General features: G+C 59.3%; 3 protein-coding genes and 1 pseudogene. All 4 read right to left on the bottom strand.

Annotated features, from left to right (window positions below):
- Positions 1–333 precede the first annotated feature (333 nt).
- Positions 334–1,752 carry a DUF2341 domain-containing protein gene (locus U9R81_RS19230; protein ID WP_322497027.1) on the bottom strand — a complete coding sequence of 473 codons (1,419 nt, stop codon included), beginning with the start codon at positions 1,750–1,752 and terminating at the stop codon, positions 334–336.
- Positions 1,753–1,827: 75 nt separating this feature from the next.
- Complete coding sequence (locus U9R81_RS19225) at positions 1,828–2,250, bottom strand: hypothetical protein (protein WP_322497026.1); 423 nt, start codon at positions 2,248–2,250, stop codon at positions 1,828–1,830.
- Positions 2,199–3,062, bottom strand: coding sequence for a hypothetical protein (locus tag U9R81_RS19220; protein WP_322497025.1), 864 nt, complete (start codon positions 3,060–3,062; stop codon positions 2,199–2,201). Before U9R81_RS19220 ends, U9R81_RS19225 begins: the two co-directional genes overlap by 52 nt.
- Positions 3,063–3,519: 457 nt before the next feature.
- Positions 3,520–3,702: pseudogene (locus U9R81_RS20135) on the bottom strand (right-handed parallel beta-helix repeat-containing protein); the annotation flags it as partial.
- Between the last annotated feature and the right edge of the window lie 848 nt (positions 3,703–4,550).

Genomic DNA, 4,550 nt, shown 5'->3' with positions numbered 1-4,550 from the left:
TGCGGGCGCTGCGCGCCCTCGCAATGACAGATAGCCTATGTCATTGCGAGCCGCCAGCGGCGGCGAAGCAATCTCCCCCAAGAGCGAAAGGAATCCGCTCAAGCATGTACTGCGCTGAAACGGGAGATTGCTGCGAGCGCTGTGCGTCCTCGCAATGACAGGATGCTTATCCCCTCAGTGTCCTCTGCGCCCTCGGCGGTAAACCTTGCCCCCCACTCCCAACGGGGGAGGCTTAATGGAGAATAGCCACAAAGAGCCACCAGAAACCCAAGATCTTTTTGTGTCTTTTGCGTCTTTCTGCGGCTATTCGGCATGCGTTGGGCCGGCACTGACCTAGCGCTGCACTGCCGGTATGTACAGCAGGTGAACGCCGGGGGGCGGTTGGTCGCCGTACCAAAAACTCTCGACCAAGGTGTCACGTTCGCCGTCGGGGTTGATGACCGTCACGTCTATCCATCCCGGTGCGTGCGGCGGGACTGTGCAGTACAGCAGCGTCTCATTGACCGGCACAATGTTGCGGCAGGGGGTGTCGCCGATCAGCACGCGCACGCCGATCACCTGCTCTGCTCCGACAGCCGTCTGCGGCTCAGGGAAGGCGAAGGGCCGGATGCGCACGTTGTCGAACCGAACGTCAAAGCTGGCGACGGTGTCTGGCCCGTAGCTGAAGAAACCGAGCGTTGGTGTCAGCGTGTCGGTAGTAGCCAGCACCGTATTAAGATTGCTCTCTTCGCGCCAGCGCAGCGTCCGCGTTGTCGAACCGGTCAGACCGATGCTGAAGGTGTGCCGGTTGAAGACGTCGCTGGTGACGGTGCTCTTCCCGACCATTTGCCAGTCGCTTTGCCAGAAGGCGATGTTCTTGCCGCCGGTAACTGGCCCCTGCAGGTTGAGCATCGTTCCCAACCCGGCCTTAAATCCGTCTGGGCTAGTCACAATGCTCAGCTCGGTGTCGAACGCCACGTCTTGCGGGAGGGTCAATTTCCACGTGTGGAGCGAGAAGCCGGCGATGTTGTATTGGTTGGCGGCAGTAGTTTGGCCGGTCAGGCGCAGTTGCCCGCCGGTCTCGGTGATGGTGTAGAACGAGCCGCTCGGAATGTTCCAGAAAGGACTAATCACACCGTCTTGGAAGTCATCGAAGAACAAGAAGGTGTCGGCGCCGCTGCTGGCGCTGGTGCGCAGTGCGTTGCCGTAGGTTACGGTGATCGCACTCGTGCCAACTGGCAGGTGCGGCACTTTCACCCACACCCGTGTGGTAGCGGTGTTGCAGCCGCTTTCAAGCCAATAGTCGAGCGAGCCGAAGGCGTCGGCAAAGCGCAGATCGCCGCAATCGGGGCGCAGTTTGCCGGCGGCGATCAAGGCGGCAGTGTCGAACGTGACCTGCACCGGGTAGTTGTACAGCGGGGCGGTGGTAGTGTTGGTGACGGTAATCGGGCGGGCGTAGCCGGTATCGTCGGTGGCGAAACGCCAGCCGCGCAACGTTACTTGTGCGCCGCCACTGGTGAAGCTCCCCGACGGGTTGATCTGGGTGAGATCGAGCGGGGGGAGGTCAACGGTGGTGACGGTGCGCCAGTCACCACTGCCGAGCCGGATTGCGACCGGCTGGACGCCGGTTTGACCAGCGGTGCTGACGGTACACTCGCCGGTGGTGGTATGGGTGGTGTAGTCGGTGCGGTTGGCGCACGCAGCCGGCGTGCCATCTCCAAGCCGGATCGCAAAATCGAGCGGCAGCTTGCGCCCGATCGGCAGATTGCTCACAGTGCAGCGAGCGGTGGCGCCACCGGCTTGAGGGCCAGTATTCCACCCGTAGCGCCGCCAGATCGTGCGGGCGGATCACCGCGCCAGCCACCCACGGTGTGTGTCCTGCTCGATCGTTCCTAAATCAGGGGCATTCACCGGCTGCATCGGCGCATCCATCACCGGTCTGCCGAGATTCTCGCCGGTATCCACCGCCGGCGAGAAGGCGTGCAGCGCATAGTTCCGCTGGCTGCGATTAACGTACACCGCATCGCCTTGGAAGTTGTTGCGGGTGGTGAGCTGCGGATGATCGAGCGATAGAATCGTGCCGATATTATTGACGTACACCGTACTGGTGAGGACTTGCGGCTGGCCGTTATAGGTGCTCTTCGCCGCCGACTTGATTTCGCCGTCTACCGTGTTGTTGTAAATAAAGCGGTTGCCCTGCGCGCCGGCAAGCTCTCTGACTACCGTGCCGTTGACGCCAAAGGTAAAATGCCCGGCGAGGTCGTGTTCCAAACAATATTGCGATAGATGAGATAGTTGTAGGAGTCATCATCGAGATAGATGCCGTGCCCGCCAAAGTAGTTCAGACTTAAATCCAGTTCGGCCCAATTGTCATGCACCCAGTTGTACGCAGTCTGCGCGTTTTTGCCATCGGTGCCCCATGTGTAGATGGTGCCGAGATCGGCGATTTGCAAGTGCGAGTTGTAGAGGTCGTTATACGTAATATTCAAGCCGGGGTCGGCTTGCACCGCAATCCGGCCAGTGTTAAACACGGTGTTCTGCCGGAAGTTATTGCTATCGGTGCCGCCGGGATTGATCTGCCGCCATGCCTGCCCGTTCACCGCCACATCGCCGGCCACATAGCTAGCATCGAACATCACGTTGTTGGAGACCAGATTGCGCAACCCCGACACCGACACCATCCGTCCGGCGCTATACGCCAGCAAGCTGTCGCGCAACACGTTATCATTGCCGCGCAGATCAATCCCCGGCGTGCCGGATGTCCAAAATAGGGTTGGCACTTTTTGTACGTGCCATGGGAAGCGTACCTCTAGATTCTGCAACACAAGGTAATGTGATTGCGTGTCAGTGCGGATGGTTGCGCCAAAGATGTGCAACCCGTCAAGCGTCATGTGCGAGCGACCACGCAAGTCGAAGGCCCACAAGCGGCGCTTGGCTTCGATGGTGTGCTGGCTGGAATTGCCGTTGTTCGGCAGCCACCGGTACAAGGCGCCATCGTTAGCGCGGAACCACTCGCCAGGGGCGTCGAGCGCCGCTAGTTTGCCCCACAGATAGTAGTAATTCTTGGTGCTGGGCCGCAGCATCCCGTCATCCCACTTGACAGTATTGTTATTGGCTGCCGGGTCGGGGTTGCATTGGAACGAGACCGAGGTGCGGGTCGAGGCGGTGACATCGCAGGTGGTGTAGATGCTATTGTACCCCGGCCCAAAGGTAATCTGCCCGCCGGCCCAGAAGTTATCGCTAAACGCTGATAGATCAGTGTCGTGGTAGGTTGCAGCCGATTCGCCGTTGATCGTTGCCGTGTTGTCTTGGGCGTTGTCTTGAGTGGTGAGCTAGGTGACGCGCGCCACCGGGATGTTTGGCCAGCGCGCTTCGGGGAGCATCACGCCATCAACCCAGATTTGATTATCGGCAGCGGCTTCCAGCGTGTGTGCACTGACATTCCCATGGCATTGTGGTACGGTAAATCGAACCGCTGTGCAGTGTCCACGGGCGGTCAGGAGATCGGCGCCGCTGATCACCACCCGTTCATTGTTATAAGGTGATCGGCGCGCCGCTCGTGCCGCTGTTGGACGGGCGGACGGTCTCGCGGTACACGCCGGCGCGAATGTAGCACGTATCGCCGGCAGTCGCAACCTCGGCACATTTCTGGATGGTGCGGAACGGTTGGGCAAAGGTGCCGGGATTGGCGTCATTGCCGGTGGGTGATACGTAGTATCCGGTCGCGCCGCGGGCTGGGGTAAGAGGGTAGGCTGCCGCTACGATCATCACCAGCCATCCGATGATCGCTAGCCAGCCGGTATGAGGGGTTTTCTTCATAACGTTCATCTCTTATTTGTGTAGTGCAATGATGGCTACGACGGTCGAGGCGGTATTTGGATAGTACTATCTGATTGCTTGATGATGCACTCACCCCCTAGCCCCCTCTCCCACTGGCGCGGGCGAGGGGGAACTTTTTCTCCCCTCAGGTGAAGGCTAGGGGTAATGAATTTCTCGCTGGATGCGTGTGAGAGCAGCCAGTCAACGAATGTGCAAAGGGGTAGGCAGAAAAGTGTCGAATGTACGTGCCTCCCTGTGGTTATCGATTGATCTATGCGCTCACGCGCCCCATTTTCGCTCATACTAGGAGACTGCTCGGCGTGAGTGATGTCACGCTCAGCACTGGATAGACTTCAATATAAGGTTTATGTTTCTTTTGTTATTATCACGGTTCCTGATACGCTCTATCAATGGTACCGTTCTCCTACTCTCGAACTGGTCTCCTAGTTCTTGGCGTCCTTCGCGTTTTTGCGTTTGAAAACTTTGCGTGCTTGGCGTCCTTTGCGGCTTTGCGTTAAAAAGCTGTGCGCCCTTTGCGGCTTTGCGTTAAAAAGCTGTGCGCCTCTGCTCCCTCTGCGCCGTCTTAAGCGTCCACAATGCACACTTCGCGCCGGTAGTCGAGGGTGACGCGCCGGAAGCGGCTGAGCAGCCGGTTGCCGGCGTTGGCCCTCCCCCGCCGGCCAAGGTCGCCGTGACTGGTGGCCGGCACGTCAACCGCGACGTCGCGTAGGTGGAATGGCCCAAGTTGCAGA

This window comes from Chloroflexus sp. (assembly GCF_034435895.1).
Taxonomy (GTDB): domain Bacteria; phylum Chloroflexota; class Chloroflexia; order Chloroflexales; family Chloroflexaceae; genus Chloroflexus.
This window is presented reverse-complemented; position numbering and strand designations above follow the sequence as displayed.

Bases quoted from the DNA above. Each gene is read 5' to 3' on its own strand.
- U9R81_RS19220 (WP_322497025.1), bottom strand. From the start codon at position 3,062: ATGCTGCGGCCCAGCACCAAGAATTACTACTATCTGTGGGGCAAACTA.